The sequence below is a fragment of the Marinobacter sp. X15-166B genome, from assembly GCF_001752365.1.
In the GTDB taxonomy this organism is placed as follows: domain Bacteria; phylum Pseudomonadota; class Gammaproteobacteria; order Pseudomonadales; family Oleiphilaceae; genus Marinobacter.
In genome coordinates this window covers 1,500,450-1,521,469 of the sequence record NZ_MEIY01000001.1, presented here as the reverse complement: position 1 = coordinate 1,521,469, position 21,020 = coordinate 1,500,450, and the positions used below count along the sequence as shown (strand labels likewise).

At 60.1% G+C, this 21,020-nt stretch carries 19 protein-coding genes; 8 read left to right on the top strand and 11 right to left on the bottom strand.

Annotation, left to right across the window (positions count from 1 at the left end; genetic code table 11):
- Positions 1 to 139 precede the first annotated feature (139 nt).
- The 5 genes from BG841_RS07190 to BG841_RS07170 form a co-directional block, all read right to left on the bottom strand.
- Positions 140 to 1,516 carry a sigma-54-dependent transcriptional regulator gene (locus BG841_RS07190; RefSeq protein WP_070057033.1) on the bottom strand — a complete coding sequence of 459 codons (1,377 nt, stop codon included), beginning with the start codon at positions 1,514 to 1,516 and terminating at the stop codon, positions 140 to 142.
- Positions 1,513 to 3,336: a sensor histidine kinase gene (locus tag BG841_RS07185; protein ID WP_070057032.1), complete on the bottom strand. Its 1,824-nt coding sequence runs from the start codon at positions 3,334 to 3,336 to the stop codon at positions 1,513 to 1,515. The genes BG841_RS07190 and BG841_RS07185 overlap by 4 nt, the downstream gene beginning before the upstream one ends.
- A gap of 94 nt (positions 3,337 to 3,430) precedes the next feature.
- Complete coding sequence (locus BG841_RS07180; RefSeq protein WP_416202627.1) at positions 3,431 to 5,569, bottom strand: TRAP transporter permease; 2,139 nt, start codon at positions 5,567 to 5,569, stop codon at positions 3,431 to 3,433.
- 129 nt (positions 5,570 to 5,698) lie between these two features.
- Positions 5,699 to 6,673, bottom strand: coding sequence for a TAXI family TRAP transporter solute-binding subunit (locus BG841_RS07175; RefSeq protein WP_070058729.1), 975 nt, complete (start codon positions 6,671 to 6,673; stop codon positions 5,699 to 5,701).
- 272 nt (positions 6,674 to 6,945) lie between these two features.
- The gene (locus BG841_RS07170; RefSeq protein WP_074454307.1) at positions 6,946 to 9,186 is read right to left on the bottom strand and encodes a YgiQ family radical SAM protein; all 2,241 of its coding nucleotides are present in this window, start codon (positions 9,184 to 9,186) and stop codon (positions 6,946 to 6,948) included.
- Positions 9,187 to 9,379: 193 nt separating this feature from the next.
- Between BG841_RS07170 and BG841_RS07165 the strand changes: the two genes are divergently transcribed.
- A complete protein-coding gene (locus tag BG841_RS07165) occupies positions 9,380 to 9,787 on the top strand; it encodes a YkvA family protein (protein WP_070057030.1) in 408 nt (135 codons plus the stop codon).
- Between the two features lie 29 nt (positions 9,788 to 9,816).
- Here the strand turns inward: BG841_RS07165 and BG841_RS07160 are convergent, their stop codons facing one another.
- Entirely contained in the window at positions 9,817 to 10,476 is a 660-nt protein-coding gene (locus BG841_RS07160) for an energy-coupling factor ABC transporter permease (protein ID WP_070057029.1), read from the bottom strand.
- Between the two features lie 187 nt (positions 10,477 to 10,663).
- Between BG841_RS07160 and gdhA the strand changes: the two genes are divergently transcribed.
- Positions 10,664 to 12,013: an NADP-specific glutamate dehydrogenase gene (gene gdhA / locus BG841_RS07155; protein WP_070057028.1), complete on the top strand. Its 1,350-nt coding sequence runs from the start codon at positions 10,664 to 10,666 to the stop codon at positions 12,011 to 12,013.
- A 60-nt stretch (positions 12,014 to 12,073) separates the two neighbouring features.
- On the opposite strand, the gene BG841_RS07150 is transcribed toward gdhA, so the two are convergent.
- Positions 12,074 to 13,777, bottom strand: coding sequence for a SulP family inorganic anion transporter (locus BG841_RS07150; RefSeq protein WP_070057027.1), 1,704 nt, complete (start codon positions 13,775 to 13,777; stop codon positions 12,074 to 12,076).
- Positions 13,778 to 13,802: 25 nt separating this feature from the next.
- The gene (locus tag BG841_RS07145; protein ID WP_070057026.1) at positions 13,803 to 14,675 is read right to left on the bottom strand and encodes an MBL fold metallo-hydrolase; all 873 of its coding nucleotides are present in this window, start codon (positions 14,673 to 14,675) and stop codon (positions 13,803 to 13,805) included.
- 214 nt (positions 14,676 to 14,889) lie between these two features.
- On the opposite strand from BG841_RS07145, the gene ehuC reads away from it, so the two are divergent.
- Genes ehuC through ehuA form a run of 3 tightly spaced genes read left to right on the top strand, consistent with a single transcriptional unit; the run spans position 14,890 to position 17,045 of the window.
- Positions 14,890 to 15,555, top strand: coding sequence for an ectoine/hydroxyectoine ABC transporter permease subunit EhuC (gene ehuC, locus BG841_RS07140; protein WP_070057025.1), 666 nt, complete (start codon positions 14,890 to 14,892; stop codon positions 15,553 to 15,555).
- A 3-nt stretch (positions 15,556 to 15,558) separates the two neighbouring features.
- Positions 15,559 to 16,230, top strand: coding sequence for an ectoine/hydroxyectoine ABC transporter permease subunit EhuD (gene ehuD / locus BG841_RS07135; RefSeq protein ID WP_070057024.1), 672 nt, complete (start codon positions 15,559 to 15,561; stop codon positions 16,228 to 16,230).
- 8 nt (positions 16,231 to 16,238) lie between these two features.
- Positions 16,239 to 17,045: an ectoine/hydroxyectoine ABC transporter ATP-binding protein EhuA gene (ehuA, locus tag BG841_RS07130; RefSeq protein WP_228141619.1), complete on the top strand. Its 807-nt coding sequence runs from the start codon at positions 16,239 to 16,241 to the stop codon at positions 17,043 to 17,045.
- Between the two features lie 87 nt (positions 17,046 to 17,132).
- On the opposite strand, the gene BG841_RS07125 is transcribed toward ehuA, so the two are convergent.
- A complete protein-coding gene (locus BG841_RS07125) occupies positions 17,133 to 17,978 on the bottom strand; it encodes a transporter substrate-binding domain-containing protein (RefSeq protein ID WP_070057022.1) in 846 nt (281 codons plus the stop codon).
- A 180-nt stretch (positions 17,979 to 18,158) separates the two neighbouring features.
- Here BG841_RS07125 and cobS point away from each other — a divergent pair, with 180 nt between their 5' ends.
- The 3 genes from cobS (at position 18,159) to BG841_RS07110 (ending at position 19,623) form a co-directional block, all read left to right on the top strand.
- Positions 18,159 to 18,929, top strand: a complete 771-nt coding sequence (gene cobS / locus BG841_RS07120) for an adenosylcobinamide-GDP ribazoletransferase (RefSeq protein ID WP_070057021.1) — start codon at positions 18,159 to 18,161, stop codon at positions 18,927 to 18,929.
- 93 nt (positions 18,930 to 19,022) lie between these two features.
- Complete coding sequence (locus BG841_RS07115) at positions 19,023 to 19,313, top strand: type VI secretion system PAAR protein (RefSeq protein WP_070057020.1); 291 nt, start codon at positions 19,023 to 19,025, stop codon at positions 19,311 to 19,313.
- Positions 19,314 to 19,344: 31 nt separating this feature from the next.
- Positions 19,345 to 19,623, top strand: coding sequence for an acylphosphatase (locus BG841_RS07110; RefSeq protein WP_070057019.1), 279 nt, complete (start codon positions 19,345 to 19,347; stop codon positions 19,621 to 19,623).
- A 56-nt stretch (positions 19,624 to 19,679) separates the two neighbouring features.
- Here the strand turns inward: BG841_RS07110 and BG841_RS07105 are convergent, their stop codons facing one another.
- Both BG841_RS07105 and BG841_RS07100 read right to left on the bottom strand, forming a co-directional pair.
- The gene (locus BG841_RS07105) at positions 19,680 to 20,240 is read right to left on the bottom strand and encodes a YSC84-related protein (RefSeq protein WP_070057018.1); all 561 of its coding nucleotides are present in this window, start codon (positions 20,238 to 20,240) and stop codon (positions 19,680 to 19,682) included.
- Between the two features lie 103 nt (positions 20,241 to 20,343).
- Positions 20,344 to 21,012 (bottom strand): DNA-3-methyladenine glycosylase I, encoded by a 669-nt coding sequence (locus tag BG841_RS07100; RefSeq protein ID WP_070057017.1) that lies wholly within the window; start codon positions 21,010 to 21,012, stop codon positions 20,344 to 20,346.
- Between the last annotated feature and the right edge of the window lie 8 nt (positions 21,013 to 21,020).

Below are 21,020 nucleotides of genomic sequence, written 5' to 3'. Positions count from 1 at the left end.
AAGCTGGCCAACAACGCCGGGGCAGGCTACCAAAACCGGCGCCTGCCGTTCGGTTCTGTAGGGGCTTAACGGCCGCGCAGTGGATTTCTTGAGCGGAACACCTTGCTGATGTGGGCGTCTGCGCGCCGGTGCGCTCAGGTCAGGGCTGATCGCCGTCTTTGAATTCGGCTTTGTCCAGACGGTAGCGTTTCATCTTGTCGTACAGGGTCTTCCGGGCCAGACCCAGCTCCACCATGGTGTCCTTGATGCTGCCACCACAGCGATGCAAGGCCGCGGCAATGGCCGATCGCTCAAACGCCTCCACCATCTCCGCCAGCGTCTGCCGACCGGCCGCCTTGGTCAGCGGACCGCCCGCGCCCCGGCTGTCATTGTCCATCAGCGTGGCAGGTCCCAGCAGCACATAGCGTTCAGCCAGATTGCGCAACTCCCGGACGTTACCGGGCCAGCTCTGCTGCATCAGATGCGCCGCCTGAGCGGCATTGAGGGGTATGCTTTCTCGGCCATAGCGGGCTGCGGCGATCAAGGCAAAGTGATGAAACAGGACCGGGATGTCTTCTTTGCGCTCCCGCAACGGAGGGATGCTGACGCCGACCACATTGAGCCGGTAATACAGATCGAGGCGAAACCGGCCTTCATCGCTCAGCGCCTTGAGATCCGCTTTGGTGGCCGCAATCACGCGCACATCCACCGCCTGCGGACTATTGCTGCCCAGCCGCTCGACACTGCGCTCTTCCAGCACCCGCAGCAGTTTGATCTGCAGCGCCAACGGCATGCTTTCCACTTCGTCCAGAAACAGGGTGCCCCCATGGGCGTGCTCGAATTTGCCGATCCGGCGCTGGTCGGCACCGGTGAAGGCCCCCGCTTCGTGGCCGAACAACTCCGATTCAATCAGGTTTTCCGGCACCGCACCGCAGTTGATGGCGACAAAATTATGGGCGTTGCGGGCACTGTTTTCATGAATATATCGGGCCACAGCGTCTTTGCCGACACCGGTTTCCCCCCACAACAGCACATTCGCCGGGATTTCTACTATGGGGTTGATGGTGGCGATCACTTTCTGCATGGCATCCGAACTGCCCAGCAATTTGGGACCGGGCCGGGCCAGCATCTTCACTTGCATTTTGAGCCGCCGGTTTTCCAGCTCCAGCTGACGCTTTTCCCGGGCGTGGCGCAACAACTCGATCAAGGCGTCGTGGTCGAACGGCTTTTCAATAAAATCGTAAGCGCCCTGATGCATGGCGGTCACCGCGGTACTGATATCACCTTCGCCGGTGAGCAGAATCACCGGAATGCCAGGGTCCATGGCCTGGATGGCGCCCAGTACCGCCAGGCCGTCCATTTCCGGCATGTTGTAATCGCACAACACCACGCCGGAGAAGGTTTCATCGAGGGTCGCCAGCGCGCTGGCGCCATCGGCAAAGCATGCCACGGAGATGTCATCCAGCATCAGCGTTTGCGCAATCACCTGGCGAATATCCGGGTCATCATCAATAAAAACGACCATGGGTTCTGTCATTCTGCGAGGTCCTTTTTTTGTAGCGTCAGCACAAAGCGGGCACCGGGGCCGTCATCCCGATTACACCCGGTGAGTTGTCCGCCCAATGCGTCCACAATCTGGCGAGAAATGGACAACCCCAACCCCAGCCCCTGCTTCACCGATTTGGTGGTAAAGAAGGGCTCGAAAATCTGTTCGGTATTGGCCGGAAGCCCCGGGCCATTGTCGGTAATCTGGCACTGCCATACCGCTCCCCGGTCAATGATCACAATGGTTATTTGCGGTTTATCGGTTTGTTCAACCGCCTGTCTGGCATTGCTTAACAGGTTAATAAGTACTTGCTCGATACGAATCAGATCACCGTGGCACCAGACCGGCTGCGTCGGTCGATCCCAATGCAAATCAATGTTGCGGGTGTCGTCACCCTGGGCCCACATGATCTTCAGCGCCGCATCCACCGCCATGCGCAGATCCACCGTCGCCGGCCGGCCCTCGGATTTGCGGGCAAACACTCTGAACTGCCGGGTAAGATCCGCCATTTTGTCACACAAGCTGATGATTTCCTTGAGATTGGCATCAACCATGGTGTGCTCGTTGCGCTGCAAGAACCGTTGGCTGTTCCGGGCGTACGACTGGATCGCGGTGAGTGGCTGGTTCATTTCGTGATTCAGCCCCGCCGACATTTGCCCCAGCACTGCCAGCTTGGCGGCCTGTATCAGTTCCTGCTGGGTTTCCCGCAACTCGGCCTCGGCCTGTTCCCGCTGATCGATCTCCGTCAGCAGCCGCTGGTTGGAGGCTTCCAGCGCCGCGGTGCGTTCCCGGACCCGTAACTCCAGCTGTTCGCCCCGTTGCGCCAGTTCGGCTTCGCGGCGATAACGCTCACGCAGATACAGCCAGGCCAGCACACACCCCAGAAACAACCCCGCCCCGGCCAGCACAAAGCGCAATCGGGTCCACAGTACCGCTTCGGTTGCCACCATCACCCGCAGCGACCAATCCAGTTGCGGCAGCGGCGTACGCACCGACAGGTATTCCCGGCTCTGATGCTGATCATCGGTTATCAGCAGACGCTGAGTGCGCGCCGACACCCCCCCGGGCCGCCCCAGGCGGGTAATGGAGATCGGCCGGGTATCCTGCCGGGGGTACCGCAGGCCGGTACGTGCGCGCTTGCCGTCATCCATCCGCCCGGCCTCAAAATCCCGGTACAACCATTGCGCCCGGCTCGCCATAAAACTGATGCCGTCTTCATCCAGCACCACCATTTCGGCGTTATTGAGAGACACGGGCCGACGCCACTGGGACTCCAGCCCTTCCACTTGTACTTTGACCGACAGCACTCCGAGGAGGTCGCCCACGTCGTTGTTGACCGGACTGGAAAAAAACAGCCCACGGACATTCGAAGCGGCGCCGAGGGCAAAGTAAAACGCTGAAGTGCCCGAGGCGATGACCTCGCTGAAGTAAGGCCGGTAGCTGAAGTTGCCGCCGATGAAACTGTCGGGCGACTGGTAGTTGCTGGCCCCGATGGTCAACCCCGTGCGATCCATCAGGTAGACGTCGGAACTGCCCACAATGTGCGCCATGCGCTTCATTTCGATGTTGGCCTGGAGCAGCAAAGAGGGGTCGGTGGGGGTTTCCAGCACCTGCAACATTAACGGGTGTTCGGCCATCAGTTCGGGAATGGCCCGATAGCGCTTCAGTTCGTTGGCTATCAGCTGGCTGTAGCGGAAAGAGTCTTCCAGACTCTCCCGCTCCACCTGCTGGTAACCGGCCCACCCCCCCAGCTGCCATGCCACTAGCAGGGTCAGCAGGAAGGCGGCACCGGCCCATAATCGATATATCATAGTGGTCGGGCTCGTGCAGACAGCCCTCAGACTAGTCACTGCAGTCGACCAGGACAACCCGCTCAGGGTTTTCAACGGGCTGTCCTGGCGATTATCAGGAGGCCGCCGGCTGCTGGCCACCAAACTGCTTTTGCAGCAAAAAGGCAACCACCGCGGCACCGATGCCCAACAGGTCGGTCATCAGGCCGCCCTCGATCATCAGCAGTGCAGACGCCAGCAACAACAGGCGTACCAGCACTCCGGCCAGACGATTCACAAACCAGCCCTGCACCGCGGCAGACAGCAGGTAGACCCCAAACAGAGCGGTTACCAGGGCCTGCACAATGGCTCCGGCGCCGGCTTCCATCAGCAAGGCTCCGTTGTAGAAGAACATAAAGGGCACGATGAACGCCGCCAGCCCCATGCGGAAGGAGGCCACCGAGGTTTCCATCGCATTGGCCCCCGAGATCCCCGCTGCGGCATACGACGCCAGTGCCACCGGAGGTGTTATCGCCGATACCACCGCGAAATAGAACACGAAAAAGTGCGCGGTCAGCGGATCAATGCCCAGCTTCACCAGCCCCGGTGCCACCACCGACGCCGCCACTGCATAGGCCGCTGTGGTGGGCATGCCCATGCCCAGCAGGATGGAGATCAGCATCGCGAATATCAGCGCCAGCAACTGGCTCGCTTCCGCCACGCCCAGCAGCAGGGATGAAAAGCGCGCGCCTACCCCGGTAAGCGATATCACCCCGACAATGACCCCGGCACAGGCACACACCACGATGATCTGAATCGACATGATGCTGGCCAGATTCAGCGCCCGGAGGATTGCGCGGAGGCCCATTTTGTGGGGCGACAACCAACTGACCACCACCGCCGAGACGGTCGCCAGGGTGCCGGCACGAATGACCGAATAGCCCATGAACAAGGCCACGATCAGGATCAGGATGGGGGCAAACAGATAGGCCTGCTTTACCAGTTTACGCAGCACCGGCAGCTCGTCCTTGCGCATGCCGCGCATACCGGTGCGCGCAGCTTCCAGGTCCACCATGAAGTAGATCGAGGCAAAGTAGAGAATCGCCGGAATGATGGCGGCGATGGCGATGTCGGTGTAGGGAATGCCGGTAATTTCCGCCATGATGAACGCGCCGGCCCCCATGATCGGAGGCATGATCTGGCCACCGGTGGAAGCCGCCGCTTCCACCGCACCCGCTGATTTGCGGCTGTAACCGACCCTGTTCATCAGCGGTATGGTGAGCGATCCGGTCGACACCACGTTACCGGCACTGGTGCCGTTGATCATACCCATGAGTCCGGACGCAAAGATGGAGACCTTGGCCGGTCCGCCCCGGGAGCGCCCCGCAGCCGCAAACGCAAAATTGACGAAGTAATCGCCGACTTTGGAGGCCTGCAAAAACGCGGCGAAGATAATGAACAGAATGATATAGGTTGAGGAGACCGCGGTGGTGGGCCCCAACACGCCCGCGTCGGTGTACACCTGACTGAAGAAGCGCTGCACCGACAACCCCGGGTATCCCAAAAAGCCCGGCAGGTAGGGTCCGAGGAATACGTAGGCCAGAAACACCAGAGAAATAACCACCAACGCCATGCCGGTCAGGCGGCGGGTCATTTCCATGATCAATGCGGTTCCCGCAACCGCGGCAAACGAAATGCCTACCGGCGCAAACGGGGTGCCCGTAGACATGCGCATGCTGGTGTTATAGACCACCAACAGATAGGCCGAGGCCGCCACCGAGCAGACAATCAATACCAGGTCCGGCAGGCTGAACACCGCACGGCCGCGGTGGTGAAACCAGCTCACCACGATGCCCGCACCGGTGGCCAACAACAGCGGCCAGCCAAACTGCCAGGTTTCCATTTCTGCCGGCAGGCGCATCGCACCGTCCAGCACCATCTGGTACATGATGCCCGTCTGCACCAGCGCATAGGCCGCCGGTATCAGCAGCAGCGCAGCCACCCAGGTGGTCCAGCCATGGCGGTGCTTGTCGGGGTTGTCGGCTTCAAAGTGGTTGCCGGCAAACAGGATGTAACCCAGTACCAGAGCACCACACACGTGCACAATCCGGAACGACCAGGTTTCCAGAGGGGCGATGTTAAGGGTGTAAAGGTGGAACACCGAATACGCAATGGCGAGCGTGGTGACGGCGCGCAGCAACCAGCCGTCGAACAACCGTCGGTTGGCTTCTATGGGCTCTTCATCCACTCCCTCAACAACGATAGGTGCGCCCATGAGCAACTCGGCAGCGGAATCTTTTTCATGCGGGGTGGTGGTCATAATGTCGTTAACTTTCCAGAAATACGAAGGCCAGTTGCACACTGGCCCATGGCCAAAAACAGCGGGGCCGAAGCCCCGCGCCCATTACTTGATCAGGTTGGCGTCGATGGTGTAGCCGTTTTCGTTAAACCAGCGAGCGGCGCCCGGATGCCAGGGAAGGAAGGTGTTCTTGGTGTAGTTCTCGGGCACACTGTTGGTAGCGGCCTTGTGAATGGACACCATCTTGTCGTTGTTCTCCATGGTCAGCTTGGTCATTTCGTAGACAAAGCTTTCAGACACATCGCAGCTGGCGATGGCGAAGTTCCACATGGACACCGCCCGTGCGTCCTCTTTCAAGGTGCTGTACGTGCTGGCCGGAATGGTAAAGGCCGAGACCGGGAACGCGTCGATCAGTTTCTGCTGTTCCTCTTCGGTGAACTCCAGAATGTTGACCGAGGTCTGCACCTCGAGCTGGCTGACCGCAGGAATGGGGATCCCCGCCGCGAACGCCACCACATCAATCAGGCCATCCTGCAGCTGCCCGCCCAGATCCGTCCAGCTGCCGTTACGACGCCGGTAATCAACACCCAAGGTGTCCATCATTTTCGGGAAATAGGTATCAGAAGTAGAGCCCGCGGGACCGAAACCGATGGTTGAGCCGGCCGGAATCTCGGAAATGTTGGTAATACCGCTGCTGCTCAGCGCAGTGACCGAAAACGGGGTCTCGTACATGGGGAACAACGCACACACGTTGTCCATTTTCATTCCCGGTGCCAGAGGACTGTTGCCGTCCAAGGACTCTCGGGCAGGCCCCAGAGTGGTCAGACCGAACTTCAGCTGACCGGTGTGGACCAGCGCCATGTTCTGGACCGGGCCACCGGTAATTTCGGCACCGCCGGACACGCCCAGATTTTCAGCAACGAAATTGGCCCAGCCAGATCCATAAGCGAAATAGGTGCCGCCCTGACTCGCTGTGCCTACGGTGAAGTTATCAGGCCAGTCTGACCGGTCCTGAGCGCTCGCCACGCCCGCCATCGTAAAGCTGGCCGCAGCGACCGCCATAACCAAAGAACGCTTGATGCTCATACTTGCTCCAGATTCATCGTCATTGTTTTCATGAAATCCGCTTGCCAAAGCTTGCCTCACAGGCGCTTTGAGCGCGCAACAGTATAACCGATGAAACTAGGCAAATAGCGAACCACATTAAAAAAACTTTAATGTTTTCTGTAAGATGCGGAGAAATGAGCGCGGAAAGCGTCAGGCGCGCGGTGAATTATGGGTGGAAAACGACACACAGGGCACGGACGATGGGGCATATTCTACCCATCGCCCGTGGCCACCAAAGCGTCATTTCAGTGTTTGACGCGCGCCCTGGCCCGGTCGGCCCCCCGGCGGGCGCCCGGCTTGGGGGCACCCCGATGCGCCGGCGGCCGGCGGCCGTCGGTGGACCGGGGCGGCAAGCCGGTGTGTTGGGTCAGTAGCGGTTTGCCGGCCTTGCGGGCGCCCGGAGCAGTGGAGTTTTTGCGACGGGCACTTTTGTACCCCTGCGCTACCGGCTGGTCTTTGGGAATCAACTGGTGTTTACCGGGGCCGATCAGATCGGCGCGCCCCATGCGCATTAACGCTTCCCGCAGCAGGGGCCAGTTATTGGCATCGTGGTAGCGCAAAAAGGCTTTGTGCAGGCGGCGTTGCTCCGGATCTTTCACCGTGCCCACCTTCTCGGTTTTATAGGTGACCTTGCTCAGCGGGTTACGCTCGGTGTGGTACATGGTGGTCGCCGTGGCCATCGGCGACGGGTAAAACGCCTGCACCTGATCGGCGCGGAAACCATTGCGCTTCAACCACAGGGCCAGATTCATCATGTCTTCATCGGTGGTCCCCGGGTGGGCGGCGATGAAGTAGGGAATCAGGTACTGCTCCTTGCCCGCTTCTTTGGTGAATTTTTCGAACATCCGCTTGAAGCGGTCGTAGGCACCGATACCCGGCTTCATCATTTTGTTGAGCGGGCCTTCTTCGGTGTGTTCCGGGGCAATTTTCAGATACCCCCCCACATGGTGGGTCACCAGCTCACGCACATATTCCGGCGAGCCCACGGCGAGATCGTAACGCAGCCCGGAGGCGATCAGCACTTTTTTGACGCCGGGCAACTCACGGGCGTTGCGATAGAGCTCAATCAGCGCCGAGTGATCGGTGTTGAGGTTGCTGCAGATGCCCGGGAACACGCAGGAGGGCAACCGGCAGGCTTTTTCGATCTCCGGGGATTTGCACGCCATGCGGTACATGTTGGCGGTGGGACCGCCCAGATCCGACACCACCCCGGTGAAGCCCGGCACCTTGTCGCGCATGGCCTCAATTTCCCGCAGGATGGAGTCTTGCGAGCGGTTCTGGATCACCCGGCCTTCGTGCTCGGTGATCGAGCAGAAGGTACAGCCCCCAAAGCAGCCGCGCATGATATTGACCGAAAAACGGATCATGTCATAGGCGGGAATTTTGGCGTCGCCGTAACTGGGGTGAGGCACCCGGGCAAACGGCTGATCAAACACGTAATCCATCTCTTCCGTGGTCAGCGGAATCGGCGGCGGGGTGAACCAGATATCGTGGTCACCGTGTTTCTGCACCAGCGCGCGGGCGTTGCCCGGGTTGGTTTCCTGATGCAGTACCCGGTTGGCGTGCGCATACAGGACCGGGTCGTTGCGTACCTTCTCAAAGGACGGCAGCCGCACCACGGTCTTGTCGCGACTGATGCGCGAACTGGGCAGCAGGTCGACCACCACCGTGGTATCTGTGTCCGCTTCCGGACCTTCGGCCTGGGTGGTCGCACAACTCTGCGTGTCCTGGGTATTGACGTAGGGGCTGATCAGTTTGTCGACCCGACCGGGGCGATCCACCCGGGTGGAGTCGAGCTCGTAATAGTCCGCCCCGCTGTCACGGCGAATAAAGGCGGTACCGCGGATATCCGTCATGGACGCCACGGTTTCACCGAACGACAGTCGCAGGGCCACCTCGGCGATGGCCCGCTCGGCGTTACCGTACAGCAGAATGTCCGCCCCCGAGTCCACCAGAATGGAACGGCGCACCGTGTCCTGCCAGTAATCGTAATGGGCAATCCGGCGCAGCGACGCTTCGATGCCCCCCAACACTACAGGCACATCCCTGTAGGCTTCTTTGCACCGGTGGGTGTACACCAGACTGGCCCGGTCCGGACGCTTGCCGCCGACGCCGCCGGCAGTGTAGGCATCGTCGGAGCGCACCTTGCGGTCAGCGGTGTAGCGGTTGATCATCGAATCCATGTTGCCGGCGGCCACCCCGAAAAACAGATTGGGCCGCCCCAGCTTCATGAAGTCGTCTTTGCTGTGCCAGTCGGGTTGCGCAATGATGCCCACCCGAAACCCCTGGGCTTCCAGCAGCCGGCCAATGACCGCCATGCCAAAGGAGGGGTGATCCACGTAGGCGTCACCGGTGACGATGATCACATCGCAGGAATCCCACCCCAACTGGTCCATTTCTTCCCGGCACATCGGCAGGAACGGCGACGGACCGAAGCACTCGGCCCAGAATTTGGGGTAATCAAACAGAAGTCTTGCGGGTTGCATAGAATGGCGACCAGGGTATTGGATGGAATATTCATAAAAAGGGGAAGGATACTAGCACACTTTTTGACCAAAACCCATGCGCCGGGGGCGTTACCGCCGCCCGAGGCGTACATTCCGTTGGTACCGGTCATTGGCAACCCCGCCCGTTTCAGCGATGATGACCCCCAGGCTCTGAAAGCGAGGAATGCTCCCCATGCGCCCCTTCACCACCAAGCAGGCCACAGACGAATTGCACGCCAGCGCCAACCGGGTGACCGGTGCCGATCTGGAAGCGCTGCTGGCCCGGCAGCACCGCATTGAAGAACGGGTCAAAAACAGTGGCCGCCTGGCGCGCTTTGGCACCGATATCCAGTTGATGTTTGCCCTGCTGCGTGACTACTGGCACGGCCATTACCGCACCGTTCCCTGGAAGGCCATCGCTGCGGTGGCCGGCGCGTTACTGTACCTGCTCAACCCGCTCGACCTGATTCCCGATCTCATTCCCGGTTTTGGACTGCTGGATGACGCCGGGGTGGTGGCGGTGTGCCTCACCCTGGTGGAAGCCGACCTGTTTCGCTACGCCGCCTGGCGTGAGCAGCGGGGGCTCGACCCGACCCCCTGAATCCGCCGCACCGGGTGCGGGCGGCGCGGTCAGCGATAACGGCGCACATCGAGGGTCAGCAGGCGCTCGGGATGAAACACCATCAACCCGGTCACCACGGTGCCATTCACAAACCCCTCCGGCGCCATGATCAACGGCAGGTAACGCAGGTATTCACTGACCAGCTCGCTCCAGGGGTAAACCCCGGCCAACCACAGCAGCACCACCATGGTTACCCCCGCGGCGGCCACCGCAAGGGCGGCACCAAAAAAGCCACAGACAAAAATATAGGCAAAGAAATTCCGAAACCCCCGGCGCCGCTCCCACAACATGATGCGATGGCTCACCAGCGCCGGGATGATTACGGTGATCAGCCCGTTGGCGGCAAACATGATGGCGGGTTCGCGTCCGGTGATGACCACCAATACCAGCGCCAGCAACCCGGCAATAACCGCCAACCCCCACCCCAGCATCAGCACCACCGCGGTGATGCCGAAAATGTGAATGGACAACCCCGGTGCCAGCCCCGCCCGCATGTGCCACAGGAGTGCCAACACCACCGCAGCGCCGAAAAAACTGTGCTGCAGTGCCTGATTTTTGCGCAACTGGGCCCAATTGACGCTAAGAACCGCTCGAAAAGTGATGAAAAAAAACAAAATAGCGGTTATTATCCATTGACTAACAGGCAAAAGGTTTTCAGTCATTCCCATCGTAATACCTCGTCATCATCCGTATGATGGGGCTCCCGCGACACCGCTGAACACCCGTATACACATATTAATCCCGTCTGGAGTTGATAGCTAAGCGCGCCAGACCGGTGTAATTGTCCCTTTTTTACACCTACGCGCCGTTCAAGATTTACTACGTGACCAGATTTCACAACTCAGGAGACTCAATATGGTGGCAAGACTTGACGAAAAACTGGAACCTATCTTCCAGGATGTGCTCCACCGCAATCCGGGTGAAAGCGAGTTTCACCAAGCCGTGCACGAGGTTCTTGAAACCCTCGGGCCGGTACTGACCAAATACCCTAATCTGGTTGACAGCAAAATCATTCAGCGCATCTGTGAGCCGGAGCGTCAGATCATTTTCCGGGTGCCCTGGCAGGACGATAAGGGTGAAATTCACATCAACCGGGCCTTCCGGGTTGAGTTCAACAGTGCTCTGGGGCCTTACAAGGGCGGGATGCGCTTTCACCCCTCCGTGTACCTGGGCATCATCAAATTTCTGGGCTTTGAACAGATCTTCAAAAATGCCCTGACCGGCATGCCCATCGGCGGCGGCAAGGGCGGCAGCGATTTCTGCCCGAAAGGCAAATCGGACAATGAAATCATGCGGTTCTGCCAGAGCCTGATGACCGAGCTGTACCGGCATCTGGGCGAATACACCGACGTACCTGCGGGCGACATCGGCGTGGGCCAGCGTGAGCTGGGGTACATGTTCGGTCAATACAAGCGCATCACCAATCGCTACGAGTCGGGCGTACTGACCGGCAAAGGCCTGGGGTGGGGCGGCAGCCGTGCGCGCACCGAAGCCACCGGCTACGGCACCGTGTACTTTGTGCAGGAAATGCTGAAAGCGCGCAACGACTCTCTGGATGGCAAAACCGTGGTCGTATCCGGATCGGGCAACGTCGCCATCTACGCCATGGAAAAAGCCATGCAGTTCGGCGCCAAAATCATTGCCTGCTCGGATTCCAGTGGCATTCTGGTGGACGAAGCCGGTATTGATCTGCAGCTGGTCAAGCGCATCAAGGAAGTTGAGCGTCGCCGCATCAGCACCTACGCCGACGAGAAACCGGGCTCACGCTACGTGAAAGCCGGCAATCTGTGGAGTGTTCCCTGTGACGTGGCCCTGCCCTGCGCGACTCAGAACGAGCTCAACGGCAGCGACGCCAAGACCCTGATCGAGAACGGCTGCATCGCCGTGGCCGAAGGGGCCAACATGCCCTGCACCACCGAAGCGGCGCAGATGTTCCAGGCCGCCGACATCGCATACGGCCCCGGCAAAGCAGCCAACGCCGGTGGTGTGGCCACCAGTGCGCTGGAAATGCAGCAAAATGCCAGCCGCGATTCCTGGACCTTCGAGCACACCGAGCAGCGTCTGGAGGACATCATGATCAACATCCACCGCAATTGCTTCGAGACCGCGGCCGAGTTCGGCTCACCGGGTAACTATGTGGTCGGCGCCAATATCACCGGCTTTCTGAAAGTCGCCCGTGCCATGGACGCCATGGGACTGATCTGATCCGTCCCCATGGCTGACCCCTGACGCCAGGCCCGGCTCACCCCCGGGCCTGGCGTCGTTTCAGCCCAGCTCACACCAGGCCTGAAAGGTACTCAGGTAGACCCGCCCGCTCAGCTTCTCGAGAAACTCGGTTCTCTGCAGACGATCCATCACCGGCCCTTTCACCTCAGACAGGTGCAACTTGATACTGGCATCCGCCAGCCGTTCATGAATACCTTCCAGACTAGCCAGCGCGGAGGCGTCAATCAGGTTCGCCCCCGAACACACCAGCACCAGATCGGTCATCTCCGGGTAGCGACTCACCAGTTCCAGCACCGCTTCTTCCAGAAACCGCGAGTTGGCAAAATACAGACTTTCATCGACCCGCAACATGCCCAGGGTAGGACGGGTTTCTACCTGGTGGCGCAGCACGTTGCGAAAATGTTCGGTACCCGGCACCCGCCCTACCAAAGCCACATGGGGGCGCGAGGTACGGTATAAATACAGCGCCAGCGACAGCCCCACGCCCGCCACCAACCCCGCGTCCAGACTGTGCCCGAGGGTCAGGACTATGGTGGCCAGCATGGCCACAAAATCAGCCTTGGCGTAATGCCAGGTGCGCACCAGCGCGGGCACGTCCACCAGGGTGGCCGCCGCAATCATGATGATCGCCGCCAGGGTGGCGACCGGCAAAAAAGCGAGGGCCTGCGTCAGGGTGAGCGTCACCAGTGCCAGCCCCGCCGCCGTGAACACACCGCTGGCGGGTGTTTCCGCGCCCGAGTCGTAACTGACCACGGTACGCGACATGCCGCCGGTCACCGGCATACCACCGGAAAACCCGGCACCCAGGTTGGCCGCTCCCAGCGCAATCAGTTCCTGATCCGGATCAATCCGCTGGCGACGTTTGGCGGCAAAAGTTTGCGCCACGGACACCGACGAGATAAAGCTGACCACACTGATCAGCAGTGCCGACAAGGCCATATTTTTCCAGTGCTGGGGATCCAGCGATGGCAGGGTCAGCCCGGGCAGCCCGGTGGGGACGCTGCCCACCAGCACCACGCCGGCATCCGCCAACTGCCAGGTCAGGGCCAGCGCAGTGGTAATCGCCACCGCCACCACCGGGGCCACCCGCACCAGCATGCCCGCCAGCGCCGGAGCCAGCCCCATGGCCACCAATAAAGGCTTCAGGCGGGTACGGGTGAACATCAGAAACGCCAGCACCCCGGCCCCCAGCACCAGCGTAGGCAGGTTGAGGGTCGCCCAGCCGGCGATCAGCGAGCCTCCCAGGGTCAGCAGGTTATGCCCGGAAGTGGCAATACCGGTCAAACTGCCCAACTGGGACGCGACAATCAGAATGCCCGAAGCACTGACAAACCCGGACACCACCGGATGACTCAGAAAATTGGCGACAAACCCCAGCCGCAGCAACCCCATCACTAACAGCATCAACCCGGACATCACCGCCAACAACAGGGCGGCGGCCATGTATTCCGGACTGCCCGGCGCCACCACGCCGCCCAGGGCAGCGGCGGTCATCAGGGCGGTCACCGCCACCGGACCGACCGCCAGGGTTCGGCTGGTGCCGAAGAACGCGTACAGGATCGGCGGGAAGATACTGGCGTACAGCCCGACGTGTGCCGGCAGTCCTGCCAGCATGGCGTAGGCCAGCGATTGGGGAATCAGCACCACGGTCATGATCACGCCGGCCAGCAGATCGTTGGCAAAGGTACTGCGCTGATAATCCGACAACCATTGCAGGGCCGGCAGGTATCGCTTCAAGTTCATAAGCACTCTGTCATACGGACCGGGTTCAGAACCGGTTAACTGGAATTTTAAGGTAACGCTGGTGGTTGTCTTCAGCCGGCGGCAGGGCACCGGCACGCATGTTCACCTGCACCGAGGGAAGCAGCAGCCGGGGCATTGCCAGGGTGGCATCCCGCGCTTCCCGTAAGCGCACGAATGCCTCTTCGGTCACCCCGTCCCGTACATGCACGTTGCTGTCGCGCTGCGCCTGTACCGTGGTTTGCCACTGATAGGTGTCGCGCCCCGGAGCCTTGTAGTCGTGGCACAGAAAAATGCGGGTGGCGGGCGGCAGGGCCAGCACTTTGCGGATTGAGCGGTACAGGGTGCGCGCATCGCCACCGGGAAAATCACACCGGGCAGTCCCGTAATCCGGCATGAACAGGGTGTCCCCCACAAATGCCGCGTCACCCACCACATAAGTCAGACAGGCAGGCGTATGCCCCGGGGTATGCAACACAGCAACGTTCAGGTCGCCGATGCGGAATTCGTCCCCTTCATCGAACAGCACGTCAAACTGGCTGCCGTCCCGGGCAAAGCTGTCGCCGGCATTGAACGCGTCGCCAAAAATGCGCTGGACGTCGCTGATGCGCGCGCCGATCGCGGTTTTGCCGCCGAGATTGTCACGCAGATAGGGCGCCGCTGACAAGTGGTCCGCATGCACGTGGGTTTCCAGAATCCACGCCACCGTCAGGTCGTGGCGGCGCACATAGGCAATAATCTCATCAGCAGAATGCACACCGGTGCGACCGGAGGCGTAGTCGAAATCCAGGACCGGGTCGACGATCGCGCAAGTGCGGCTGGCAGGGTCCTGAATCACGTAACTGAAGGTGTGGCTGGGTTCATCAAAAAAGTGCTGAACGATCGGATTCGTCGCGCTCATAACGCCATCTCCCGGCAAACTCGCAAGTATGGCATAAGCATATAGCAAAATAGAATATTGAGTGAAGTGCTGTTTTCTTCTAAGGGCTGCGTCCGACCAGAGCGCCAGGGCCGGTCGCCTTCGGACCGAGCGATCAAATGTTTAGAGCTGCAACCAATTCGGTCATTTTTATGTCATAATTGCGGGCTGCTCTCATAAGGCTTAAAAAATAACGATGTCCTATGTTGAATTCCTTGTTACCTACAGTGGCCGCTTTCTTGACGGCACCCTGATCACTCTGGCGCAGTTCGGGCTCGCCGTGCTGGTGGCGACTGTCGCCGCCCTCATCTCGGGATTGATGAAACTGGCGCGCTCCCGGGCCGTGCGCACCCTGGCCACCGCCTATATCGAGTTGTTCCGCGGAACCTCACTGCTGGTGCAGCTGTATTGGTTTTACTTTGTACTGCCGTTGTTCGGATTCACCATGGAAAAATTTACCGCGGGCTTTGTCACCGTCGGTCTGTGCTATGGCGCCTACGGTGCCGAACTGGTCCGCGGGGCGATCCAGGCCGTTCCCCGCGGCCAGTGGGAAGCAGCGCTGGCGCTGAACATGTCCCCGACCCAGCGCATGCGGCGGATCATATTGCCCCAGGCGCTGGTCACCATACTGCCCCCCTGGGGTAATTTGATGGTCGAGATCCTCAAAGGCACCGCCCTGGTGGCCCTGATTTCGGTCGCTGATCTGATGTTTGAAACCCGTCAGATCAACAACAACACCTACCTGTCAGCCCAGGCGTTCGGTACCGCGCTTGTCATCTACTACCTGTTTGCGCGTTTTATGGTGACCCCGGTGATGCGCTGGCTGGAACGGGTCATGGCTCGCAAAATCGGACGAACTTAACCCATGCTTGACTGGAAACTGGACTTTACCTGGCAAATCTTGCCCCGCCTGATCGCCGCGACGGGCAATACCCTGATGGCGGCCGGGGGCGGTTACCTTGTGGCGGTGGCCCTCGGGCTGGTGTTTGCCCTGGCGCAGCGCACCCCGTCCCGCCCCCTGACCTTTGTGGTGCGCGAACTGGTGGAATTCATTCGCTCCACCCCCCTGCTGTTGCAGATTTTCTTTATCTATTACGTCGGTCCCCAGTTCGGGCTGCGCCTGTCACCCTGGGCGGCCGGACTGATTGCCATCGGTCTGCATTACGCCGCCTATCTTTCCGAGGTGTATCGGGGCGGGATCGAAAATGTGCCCAAGGGTCAGTGGGAGGCCGCCCGGGCCATCAATCTGTCAACCGCCCAGACCTATCGCCGCATCATCATTCCGCAGGCGCTGCCGCCAGCGCTGGCGGGCATGGGCAATTATCTGGTGGGTATCTTCAAGGACACCCCGATGCTGTCGGTTATCGGTGTGGCCGAGCTGATGCATACCGCCAATTCAATCGGCGCCGACAACTTCCGCTATCTGGAGCCGTATACCCTTGTTGGCCTTATCTTTCTGGCCATATCGCTGCCCACCGCCTGGCTTCTGCGCCGCTTCGAAACGGCCTTGCGCCGCAAAATGGGACTGACTGGATGACACACGACATGAGCCAATACCCACTGCGCCTGGAGGGCGACAACGTGCCCATGGTGCGGTTTCAGAACGTGACCAAGAAATATGGCCCGCTGACCGTACTCGACGGCCTCAATCTGGATGTCGCCGAGGGTGAAATGGTGACCATCATCGGGCCTTCGGGCTCGGGCAAGACCACCGTGCTGCGGATGTTGATGACCCTCGAAACCATCGACAGCGGCGTAATCTATGTTGACGGCGAGCCCCTGACCCATATGGAAAAAAACGGCCGCCTGGTGCGCGCCGACGCGGCGCATCTGCGCAGGATGCGCGCCAAAATCGGCATGTGTTTTCAGCACTTCAATCTGTTCCCGCACATGACCGCGCTGGGCAACTGCATGGAAGGTCCGATACAGGTTCTGGGGCTGTCCAAAGACGAGGCCGAAGGGCGTGCCCTGGAGCTTCTGGACATGGTGGGTATGGCGGAAAAACGCGACCAGCACCCGTCCCGCCTGTCGGGCGGCCAGCAGCAGCGGGTCGCCATCGCCCGGGCACTGGCCATGCGGCCCAAGGTGATGCTGTTTGACGAAGTGACTTCGGCACTGGACCCGGAGGTCATCAGCGAGGTCACCAACGTCATCCGCAGCCTGGTCGATCAACACAATCTGACCATGCTGATGGTGACCCACCAGATCGGATTTGCCCGGGAGATCTCGGATCGGGTCTGTTTCTTTTACGCAGGCAGGATCGAAGAACAGGGCGCTCCGGCCGTATTGCTCGATAACCCGCAGAATGACCGCACCCAGCAATTTCTGAGCGCGGTCATGGACGCCAACTAGCCCCCATTATCCTCTGCCTTGCCAGCTCAACGACCGGAACAGGGGCCTTGGACTGGCAAGGTGCCGGATCCGGGGTGCGCCCCCGGTTCAATCAGCCTTACAGGCTGCTTCCGTGGTCAGGTCACCCGGCAAAAACGCTTCGATATAATCATCGGGGGCAACCGTCGCCATCATCGCTTCGGAGCCGATATAATCCTTCAGGGCCTTGTTGAACGCCTCGCGAAACGCGCTGTCTTCCGGGCGGAAGCCGATCCCCACCACCTGCTTGTCCCGCCCCACGAAGGCCTGCGGGTCAGAGATCTCAAACGCATCATCCATATCGGCGGCATGCTTGGCTTCCAGTACGTTGGTGGCGACCGCATCGGTCCGGCCCGTGCGCAAGGCGGCGAGGGCCTCAGTGGTACCGGGGACTTCCGTGATGTTGCCCGGGGGAACACCTGCCTCTCTCGCATCCGCCAGGGTGTTGTAACCCGACGGTGCCACCATGGTCAGATTCTGGTCAATCAGATCCTGGTAGGTTTGCAGATTGTTCGGATTACCCTTGGGCACCACAAAGGTGTCGCCAAACGCACCGATCGGGTCGGAGAAGTCCATGTTTTCACAGCGCGCCTTGACCACGTACATCCCGCCCGTGACTATGTCTACGCGGCCTGCTTTCAGACTCGGAATCAAGCTGGACCAGTCGGTCAACACGGGTTCAATGTTGGTGTGCCCCATACGCTCGAGCACATCGATGGCGATGCCATTGACAAACCCTTTGGCGGAACCATCGTTACCGGCATAAGCCCAGGGCGGAGCTGCGGCAAACCCCAGCCTGATGGTCTCCCCCGCGTGGATCCGGTCTTCCAGCGTTCCGGCCTGCACGGCGGCACTGGCCGCAAACATGGCGCCCAGGGCCAGCGCTTTAATCCCTGTAGCTTTTAACAGTCTCATCACTTACCTCGTTGTTATCGTTTCACATGAGCCCGCCCATTATGACATAGCTTTCGGCTCTAACTTTTATTGTTGTAAGTAATTTTGCGATAAAAACCCATTTAACCGGCGCCGCCGGACAAACACTCTGGCGATCTATATACTTGGGCCTTTTTTCAACGCCCGACAGGAGCGCCCTGCATGAGCAAACACTCCGGCCGCATCACTGGCTCCCGTGAATGGCAGGCGTTCTGGTTGGCACTGGGGTTTCTGACCCGCATTCCCATACCGGTGCGCATAGATTATTCCCAGCAACTGATGAACCAGTGCAGCCTGTATTTTCCGCTGGTAGGGCTGTTGCTGGGAGCCCTGTACGCCGGTCTGTTTGCCTTGCTGAGTCTGGCCTGGAGTCCGCTGGTGTGCGTGTTGCTGGTGCTGTGCTTTCACCTGTTCATCACCGGGGCGTTTCACGAAGACGGTCTGGCGGACAGTGTGGATGCGCTGGGCGGAGGCTATACCGTCGCCAAACGGCTGGCCATCATGAAGGACAGCCGCATCGGAACTTATGGCACCGTCGCGCTGGTGCTGGCCCTGGCGCTCAAAGCCGCTCTGTTGCTGGACGCCGGCAGCATCGGCCTGGCCCTGCTGACCGCCCCCGCCATCAGCCGGCTGCCACCGCTGTTGTTGATGGCATTCCTGCCCTACGTCAGCGACCCGGAAACCAGTAAAAGCAAGCCGGTGGCGGAAGGGTTTTCGCGCCCGCGGTTGATGGTCGCAGTGACGTTCACCGCCCTGGTGGGCCTTGTTGGCAGCCTGTGGTTGCCGGGATTGTGGCTCACTGCCGCAACCGCCATTGTGATGGTCACTTGGCTCTGGGGCTGGTATTTGCGGCGCCAGCTGGGCGGTTACACCGGCGACGCCCTGGGGGCCAGCGTGGTGCTGTGCGAGCTGGTGCTGTTGCTGGGGTTCTGAGACCGCGTCCAATTGACGGGCGTTGCGGCCCTGTTAGACTGGACGTTGGTCACGACGGATCCGTGAGCCAACACAGTCTGCAAGGAGCATCTTATGAGCGGTAAAAACGTCGTCCTGTTGGGCGACCTGGGTTCTGACCACCAGGGGTTTCCCCCCACCCCGGTTATTTCCGGCTCCCCCGACGTCCTGATCGACGGTAAACCCGTCGCCCGCGTTGGCGATGCCCTGGCGCCCCATGCCAAACGCAAACACCCTCCCCATCCGCGTGCCATTGCAAGCGGTTCGGCAACGGTGCTGATCAACGGCAGACCTGCGGCGGTTACCGGTAGCGCTATTGATTGCGGGGGCGTTACCATTGGCAGTGGGTCGGTTATTGTCGGATGAGCGCTGACGCAAATAACAAGAGAGGTGCAACATGACGGTACAACGCTGGAAACTGATCGTTACAGGTCGGGTTCAGGGGGTTTACTACCGCGCGTCGGCGGTGGCGCAGGCCAACGACCTTGGTCTGCACGGCTACGCCCGAAATCTCCCGGACGGCTGTGTGGAAATTATTGCTGAAGGCACCGAGGAGCAGCTCGACAAGCTGGCAGCCTGGTGCCGGGAAGGCCCGCCCGCAGCGCGTGTGCACTCGGTGAATGTGGACAAGCAGGACGCGACCGGAGAGTTCAGCGAGTTCGGAATTTTACGTTAACTGCCCACCAGCGCGGGCGGAAACCACACCAGCCATGCGCTCCGGCCATTTTCGATTCAACGATTAATGCGGGTAATTTTTGCCCCCTCAATGCTGAGCCCGGCCATCAACCCCTGCTGTCCGAAGATAAACGCGTAGGCACCACTCTTGAGTGAGGTGCTGGACAGGTTTTTCGCCACACCTTCATCCACCACGACTACCGTCGGGCCGACGCCAATTTCCCAGCCTTTTGTTTTCCGGAGGTAAGACACGGCCTCGTCGGTCATCAGAAACACGGCATAGGAGTAGGATTGTGCACCGGCTTGCAGCCCCCAGGAGCCGGTAACGGAGTTGTAGTAGTCAACCGCTTCACCGCCTTTGAGTAAAACGCCCTCCCCGTAGCTGCCGCCAAATACCAGCCCGGCTTTGACGATATTCGGGAACACCAGCACCGCCTTGGCGTCTTTGGACAGTGTTTCGGCAACCGGTTGTGATTTGTACAGCCGCTCCAGTGCCTGTTTGGCGTCGCGGCTGAGGTCTTCAGCGCTTGCCGCCACAGCCTGGCTGGTGCCGGCGATCAGGGTGATGGATGCCAGTGCCAGTAAAACCCCGCACAATCTGTCGCGCAGTGCGTTCATGACAACGCCCTCATGATGGTTCATCAATCTGTTTGTTCTCACCCACTATAGTTCAACTGGCTGAACACCATCCATTACGGCAGCGACATGCCGCAGTCACGCGTCAACTGTCCAGTGAGCAGGCCACAATCCGCGACAGGTGGCTGTAGGGTATGCCGGTTTGCTGATGCCAGTGGTTAAACGCGGTTTGGGCCTGCTGCAGGCCTTTCTTGCTGGTAGGCGATGCATCCAACAGGTTGGCCTGACGCAACACCGTCACCACGTCGTGAGACAGGATAAACCCGTCCCAACCCACAACACGCAAAAAGTATTGCGCACTGTTACCCCCCAGGCGGGAGCCGTGGCGCTTGAGCCACAACAACAGCCCCACCTGATCCTCGCAGGGCCACTGGCGCAGAAACGCGCCGAAACTGCCGTGCTCGTAGACCGCGTCCATAATCATGCGGGCATTGTCCGGCACGGTGCGGATTTTTTGCATGTTGCGCACAATGCGCTCGTCGCGGGCCAGGTCTTCGAGCACGTCCGGCGAGACCTGCTGCCAGTAGGCCGGCACAAAGCCGTGAAAAGCGGCCTCAAACCCCGGCCACTTGTTGTCGATCACCCGCCACACAAAGCCCGCTTTGAACACACAGCGGGTGATTTCGGCAAGGTAGCGATCATCGCCCAGTTTTTCCAGCTCACTGGCCGGAAACACACTGGGCAACAAAGCGTTCAACTGCTTCACACCACCTTTGCGGGCGATGGCACGTTCATGAATGTCTGAAAACTCCATAACAACCC

Coding starts and splice junctions, on each gene's coding strand:
- ehuD (WP_070057024.1), top strand. CDS start 15,559: ATGCTTGACTGGAAACTGGACTTTACCTGGCAAATCTTGCCCCGCCTG.
- BG841_RS07145 (WP_070057026.1), bottom strand. CDS start 14,675: ATGAGCGCGACGAATCCGATCGTTCAGCACTTTTTTGATGAACCCAGC.
- ehuC (WP_070057025.1), top strand. CDS start 14,890: ATGTCCTATGTTGAATTCCTTGTTACCTACAGTGGCCGCTTTCTTGAC.
- BG841_RS07190 (WP_070057033.1), bottom strand. CDS start 1,516: ATGACAGAACCCATGGTCGTTTTTATTGATGATGACCCGGATATTCGC.
- ehuA (WP_228141619.1), top strand. CDS start 16,239: ATGAGCCAATACCCACTGCGCCTGGAGGGCGACAACGTGCCCATGGTG.
- BG841_RS07185 (WP_070057032.1), bottom strand. CDS start 3,336: ATGATATATCGATTATGGGCCGGTGCCGCCTTCCTGCTGACCCTGCTA.
- BG841_RS07100 (WP_070057017.1), bottom strand. CDS start 21,012: ATGGAGTTTTCAGACATTCATGAACGTGCCATCGCCCGCAAAGGTGGT.
- BG841_RS07170 (WP_074454307.1), bottom strand. CDS start 9,186: ATGCAACCCGCAAGACTTCTGTTTGATTACCCCAAATTCTGGGCCGAG.
- BG841_RS07165 (WP_070057030.1), top strand. CDS start 9,380: ATGCGCCCCTTCACCACCAAGCAGGCCACAGACGAATTGCACGCCAGC.
- BG841_RS07180 (WP_416202627.1), bottom strand. CDS start 5,569: ATGGGCGCACCTATCGTTGTTGAGGGAGTGGATGAAGAGCCCATAGAA.
- BG841_RS07150 (WP_070057027.1), bottom strand. CDS start 13,777: ATGAACTTGAAGCGATACCTGCCGGCCCTGCAATGGTTGTCGGATTAT.
- BG841_RS07160 (WP_070057029.1), bottom strand. CDS start 10,476: ATGGGAATGACTGAAAACCTTTTGCCTGTTAGTCAATGGATAATAACC.
- gdhA (WP_070057028.1), top strand. CDS start 10,664: ATGGTGGCAAGACTTGACGAAAAACTGGAACCTATCTTCCAGGATGTG.
- cobS (WP_070057021.1), top strand. CDS start 18,159: ATGAGCAAACACTCCGGCCGCATCACTGGCTCCCGTGAATGGCAGGCG.
- BG841_RS07110 (WP_070057019.1), top strand. CDS start 19,345: ATGACGGTACAACGCTGGAAACTGATCGTTACAGGTCGGGTTCAGGGG.
- BG841_RS07105 (WP_070057018.1), bottom strand. CDS start 20,240: ATGAACGCACTGCGCGACAGATTGTGCGGGGTTTTACTGGCACTGGCA.
- BG841_RS07115 (WP_070057020.1), top strand. CDS start 19,023: ATGAGCGGTAAAAACGTCGTCCTGTTGGGCGACCTGGGTTCTGACCAC.
- BG841_RS07125 (WP_070057022.1), bottom strand. CDS start 17,978: ATGAGACTGTTAAAAGCTACAGGGATTAAAGCGCTGGCCCTGGGCGCC.